Annotated in this window: 5 protein-coding genes; 3 read left to right on the plus strand and 2 right to left on the minus strand. The window is 32.9% G+C overall.

Annotated features, from left to right (window positions below):
• Positions 1-10 precede the first annotated feature (10 nt).
• Genes IW20_RS18640 through creD form a run of 3 tightly spaced genes read left to right on the plus strand, consistent with a single transcriptional unit; the run spans position 11 to position 2,167 of the window.
• Positions 11-463: a hypothetical protein gene (locus IW20_RS18640; RefSeq protein WP_035625906.1), complete on the plus strand. Its 453-nt coding sequence runs from the start codon at positions 11-13 to the stop codon at positions 461-463.
• 3 nt (positions 464-466) lie between these two features.
• The gene (locus IW20_RS18645) at positions 467-784 is read left to right on the plus strand and encodes a hypothetical protein (protein WP_035625909.1); all 318 of its coding nucleotides are present in this window, start codon (positions 467-469) and stop codon (positions 782-784) included.
• Positions 785-805: 21 nt separating this feature from the next.
• Positions 806-2,167 carry a cell envelope integrity protein CreD gene (gene creD, locus IW20_RS18650; RefSeq protein ID WP_051885954.1) on the plus strand — a complete coding sequence of 454 codons (1,362 nt, stop codon included), beginning with the start codon at positions 806-808 and terminating at the stop codon, positions 2,165-2,167.
• Positions 2,168-2,237: 70 nt separating this feature from the next.
• Here creD and IW20_RS18655 read toward each other — a convergent pair whose 3' ends face one another.
• Positions 2,238-3,620: a M20/M25/M40 family metallo-hydrolase gene (locus IW20_RS18655; protein WP_035625912.1), complete on the minus strand. Its 1,383-nt coding sequence runs from the start codon at positions 3,618-3,620 to the stop codon at positions 2,238-2,240.
• Positions 3,621-3,975: 355 nt separating this feature from the next.
• The gene (locus IW20_RS18660; protein WP_240478513.1) at positions 3,976-5,910 is read right to left on the minus strand and encodes a discoidin domain-containing protein; all 1,935 of its coding nucleotides are present in this window, start codon (positions 5,908-5,910) and stop codon (positions 3,976-3,978) included.
• Positions 5,911-6,015 lie beyond the last annotated feature (105 nt).

Raw genomic sequence — 6,015 nt, forward strand, 5'->3', positions numbered from 1 at the left:
ACCAAAAAATATGAAGGATTTATTAATAGAAAAAATGTACGAGTTATCCCGAAAACCGTATCAGAAATACATGAAGAAAAATGTGCCATGGGAAATTAACAAGACTGAATTACTTGCTTATCCGGAAGGAAGTTTAGGATATGGTTTGGGAGATTTTCTTCATAGAAACAATTTTGACATTCAAGCCAAATTAGAAGATCATGACATCATTCATGTTCTAACAAATACAGGGATTACGGTAGTAGATGAAATTGGGATGCAATATTATCTTTTCGGCAATCGCAAAAAGAGTTTGTATTTGTTTATGGTTATTCTGTCAGGAACTATCTTCTATCCTACCCAACTTGGTTATTTCTTAAAGCAATATAAAAGAGGAAAAGAAGCGATGCCTTTTTATTATTTGGATTTCTCCAAAATGTTATTCACCCCTATTCAATCCATTCAAAAAACTTTTAAAATCTAAACTATGAAAAACTTAATTAATGAAGAAAAATTTGAAGGTAGAGCATCAACTGAACTAACCATTGGTAGTCTTATAATTTGTTCGCTCTTTTTTGCACTGTTTGTACTCGTAAAAGACAACTCTTATATCTTGATTGTTGGCTTTCTTTTTACCGTTGCCGCTTTATTTCTTAATACTATCATGTTATTTCATTTAGTAGCGAGTTTCATTTCTCTACCAAACCAAAGGGATTATATCGGTCGCAAAATTTTAATTCTATTATCAAACATACCTATTGCGCTTTTGTACTATACAATAATTATCAAACTTAATTTATTATAAAACCTTAAAAACACCTTTACAATGGAAACAAACGAAACAAACGAAACTCCAAAACCAGCTTCTATTTTTCAGTCTAATACTGCCAAGATGATTATGGTAGGCTTGCTTACTCTATTTTTGCTAATTCCTCTGGAATATGTGAAGAATTTAATTTCGGAACGCTCTTATAGACAAAACGATGTTATTACCGAAATCAATGATAAATGGGGAGAAAGTGTCTATATCTACGGCCCTATTTTAAAGGTTCCTTATACTTCTTATGACGAAACTGTAACGATTAATGAAAAGACGAAAGAAACGGTTAAGCAAAAAGTAGCTTCTACAAAATATGCTTATTTTTTTCCTCAAGAATTGAATATCAATTCGAATATTGACACAAAAATATTGAATAGAAACAATTACGAATCGGCTGTATTTACAACTAATATGCAGTTTAAAGGTAATTATGTCCAACCAGATTTTAGCAGCAAAAATATTGCTCCAGAAGCCATTCAGTGGAACAAAGCAACTATCTTAATTAAAACGACGAATCTAAAAAGTATTAAAGAGGAAGTGAAGATTAAATTCGGAAGTTCTCACTATGTTTTTGAACCTGTATATAATTCGTCAAAATCTGATACTACCGAAGCGCTAGAAACAGGTTACATCGATTTAACAAAAATACTATCAGCTCCTAAAACTGATTATAGTTTTGGTATTACATACAATGGTAGCAAGCAAATTAAGATTGTACCGATTGGAAAAACTACTAATGTTGGAATGAAATCTAATTGGGCTTCTCCAAGCTTTACTGGTAATTTCTTGCCAGATGATAAAACAAAAAAGATCAGCGAAACTGGATTTGTTGCTAATTGGAAAATTTTACATATCAATAGAGCATTCTCTCAACAAGCTTTTGATATTCTGCCTGATTTAAGTTCGTATAGTTTTGGGGTTGACTTTGTAATTCCTGTAGATCAATACCAACAAAATGAGCGTGCCTCTAAATATGGTTTTCTTGTGATTGGGCTTACATTTTTGATTTTCTTTTTAATCCAGAACATGAGCAAAATTAGTATTCATATTTTCCAATATTCGATGATTGGTTTGGCTCTTATTATGTTTTATACTTTATTAATTTCGATAACTGAGCATAGTAATTTTACCAAAGCGTATATTTTATCTGGTATAGCTGTTATATCGCTTATTACAGCGTATTCATATTCAATTTTAAAGAATAAAAAGTTTCCGATATTCATTGGGTCTTCACTCACCGGATTATACACCTTTATTTATGTTATTATCCAATTAGAGAATTATGCATTATTAGTAGGCAGCATTGGTTTATTTTTAATTCTTGCAGCCGTGATGTACTTTTCTAGAAAAATAGATTGGGGTAAATAGTAAAATCAATATAAAAAACAAAAGCCACTTAATTATAAGTGGCTTTTGCTTTTATTTATAAATAGTGAGACTATTTAGTCAAAATTCCGTTTTGATCAATTAGATAAACTAATGAAGCCATTGTAGCTGCTCCAAGTTCTAGTTCTCTTTTGTTGATTGCATCAAATTTATCATTGGCTGCATGGTGATAATCAAAGTAGCGTTGTGAATCTGGTTTTAATCCCGCTTTTACAAGTGGTTTAGCCGAAGTTAAATGTCCGATGTCAGAACCACTATGTCCTTTTACAAAACTATGTATTAAATAAGGCTCAAATAAACCTTTATAATTATCGATTTTCTTGAAGTTTTCATCATCTGTCTCAAAAGAGAATCCTCTTGGACTAAATCCTCCTGAATCGCTCTCTAAAGCAAAAATATGGTTCTCTTTATTTTTTTGTGCCATTTCTTCATACATAGCTCCACCTCTACCTCCGTTTTCCTCGTTCATAAACAAGACAACACGAATTGTATTTTTAGGTTTATATCCTAAGTTTTTAAGGATACGAACTACTTCCATACTTTGTACAACTCCTGCTCCATCATCATGTGAACCATCGGCTAAATCCCAAGAATCAAGATGTCCGCCCACAATCATAATGTTTTCTGGATGTTCTGTTCCTTTTATTTCTCCAATTACATTATGAGACAATACATCTGGTAATTGCTCGCAAGATTGCTTAAAGTAAAATTTTAAACTTGGGTTTTTCTTTAATGATTTACTCAATAATTCTGCGCCATTTGTACTAATTGCAGCCGTTGGTATGTATTCAGATTTTGGTAAATCGCCATAACTTTGTGCTCCTGTATGTGGATAATCATCTAATCTTAAATTCATCGAACGAACAATTGTTCCTACTGCTCCAAATTTAGCTGCTTCTTTTGCTCCTGCATATCTTTGATCTACGCAACCTCCGTATGATTTAAATGTTTCAACATTTTCAGGATCCATTGGTCTGTTAAAGAATACAATTTTCCCTTTTACTTTGTCTCCAAGTTCGTTTAATTCTTTTATTCCCTTAACTTCGATTACTTCTGCAGTAATTCCAGTTTTTGGTGTAGCTATAGAACCTCCCAAAGCTGTAATTGGCACAACAGTTTTTACTTTATTGTCTAAAATATAAGCTGTTTCTTTTTCTCCACGAACCCAATGTGGTACCATAACTTCTTGAAGATATACTCTGTCTAGTCCAATACTTTCTAATTGATTTTTAGTGTATTGTACTGCATCTGCGGCATTTTTTGTACCAGATAATCGTCCGCCGATATCATTGGATAGATATTCTAACCAAGTATAACATTTAGATTGGGTTAGCGCTGCTTTGTAAATTGATTTTAAATTTTGTTCATCTGGTGTTTGTGCAAATGACACCATTCCTGTTAAAAGCAAAACAGTTAATAAAGATGTTTTTTTCATTGGTTATATAGCATTTTGTTTGGTTAATTATTCTGATTTTAACTTTACTCAAATCAGTTTCACAAAGGAACAAAATTCTTTACAACTCCATGAGATTTTCTATAACCTTTTCTGAAGATTAAATTTAAATTAATCCGTTAGGTACAATTACTTTGTCTGTAAACTTAGCTCGAGTTATAAAATTTTATTTAACAAATAGAAACATAGATTTTATGTGTAGAAAGAAATCAAAAAAGAAATACATTTCTTTCGCATAGCTCAAGCTATGTGTATTTAAATCAAGTGTAACGCCTTTTTTGAGCGTATAAAACCTATGTTTCTATGTGCTAAAATTAATTACAGCCAACAGATTAAATTATTTTACTTCTATAATCTGATTTTTTTGCGCTATACCATTTTCATTAAAGGCTTCGATAGTAAAATAATACTTTATTCCTTTATCTAAACCTCTAAAGTCGTATGAACCGTTATCATAAACCATTATGCTGTTGTATAATTTATCTGGATCAATTCCGTAGTAAATATTATATCCAATTGCATCTGATTGTTTTTTCCATGAAATCATTGCATTACGAGAATCTGTAGAACTTCTATCTACTTTAAACTCCGAAACTGATTTTGGTTTTTCTAACAATCCGTTTCCGAAAACTCTAAAATCTGATACTGCAAATAATCCCGAAGCATTATGGATATTCACCATTTTTATATAACGTGCCTTTATTGGTTTTGTTAGCTCAACATAATCATGTGGAACATCTTTGTCATTTCTTGATTTATCTATAACCAAAGTCCAATTTACAGCATCGTCGGACATGAATATTTTATACTGATAATAAATATCCATTGCCTTATTGTATTGCGTTGCTTTATGATCGGCATAATTAATCTGCAAAGCGTTTATTTGCATCTTTCTACCTAAATCAAGTTGTAACCATTCGCCTGGATTGCTCGTTTTTGCTGACCAATAGGTTTGAATATCTTCATCGGTTAAATTCTTAGCATCGTAACAGAATTTCTCAAATACCTTTTTTCCGCCATTATCAACTCTATGTGTTTCAACTTCCATACACTCTTCTGATGAAGAAACGGTTACTGGTTTTTTATACGAAAGCAACATCCAGCCTGCAGAAGCTCCTTTGGTCTGATCACGTTGTTTGGTTGGCAATACTATTGGGTAATCGCCATAAGATGTAATAGAATACATTACATCGTCTTTATCAAATCCTGCCGGAAACATATCTATACGACGCTCAAAACGGTCTTTTATAGAGATTTTACACGTTCCTGTATTCCAGTAATTCCCATAATTATCGGCAAAAGTATTTCCGTGTCCTGCGCCTATTACAAAGCCTCCTGGTTTATACGACATTGGGTTGTGTTTTTGATACACAAATGGGCCTAACGGATTATCTCCTACATGTACTCCATTGGCGTAGCCTTTAAACTCTGTAGCTGGTGCTCCGTATTGCATATAATATTTCCCATTATGTTTGGTCATCCAAGCTCCTTCGATAAAATTACCCCAAGGTGCGGGTTCCATATCATTATTAGGGCCAAAACGTTCCCAACCATGATTTGCAGGATCTAAACCTACAACTTCTTTTATTTCGCCATAAGGATACTGAATATCCTCTACTTCGGTTGCTGCGTATAGTTTTGCATAATCTGCCTGATTTCCTACCGGTAGCCATGTTTTGTAATCGACTTCGGTACCAACTAGAGGTAATTTCCCGCTTGAACCATAATACATATACACTTTTTTATCGTCGTCCTGAAAAATCGCTGGATCCCAAGTTGGCAACATTGCCGTATCGACATGTCTTGTCCATCGACCCGATTTTGGGTCAGCAGTTTTCCAAATAGGATGGTCTTTTTTCCAGGTTGAACCTACATAAAACATGGTATCATTTACAACCCAAGCTGCAGGTGCACATTGGTCATCATCAGCCGGTCGTCTCTGGAAACTACCATAAACAAATTCCCAATTGGACATATCTTTACTCCAAAAGAATCCTGCTTGATTGGTACCAAATAAATAGTATTCGTTTTTATAGGTAATAATCACTGGATCTGCGCTCGAACGGCGAGATTCGGGGATTCTGTTATGATTTTCGGTCGTGTAATTGTATCCAATATTTACCGGGTTACAATATGTTGATGCTGATTTATTTGGATCAAACCATTCTGTTTTTCCAAAAAGGTTCGTTTTAGGTTCTGATGTATGAATTTTACATCCAACCAAAAGCAACAAAACTGCTATTGAATATAGTTTATAGTTATTTTTCATCATAATCGTTTTATATTTTATAGATAAGTTTAATAGAATCTTATATGTTGAGAATAATCAATATTTTTTTGTTCAACACATAGAAACATAGATTTTATGTGTAAAAAA

The organism is Flavobacterium hydatis (genome assembly GCF_000737695.1).
GTDB classification, from domain to species: Bacteria; Bacteroidota; Bacteroidia; order Flavobacteriales; family Flavobacteriaceae; genus Flavobacterium; species Flavobacterium hydatis.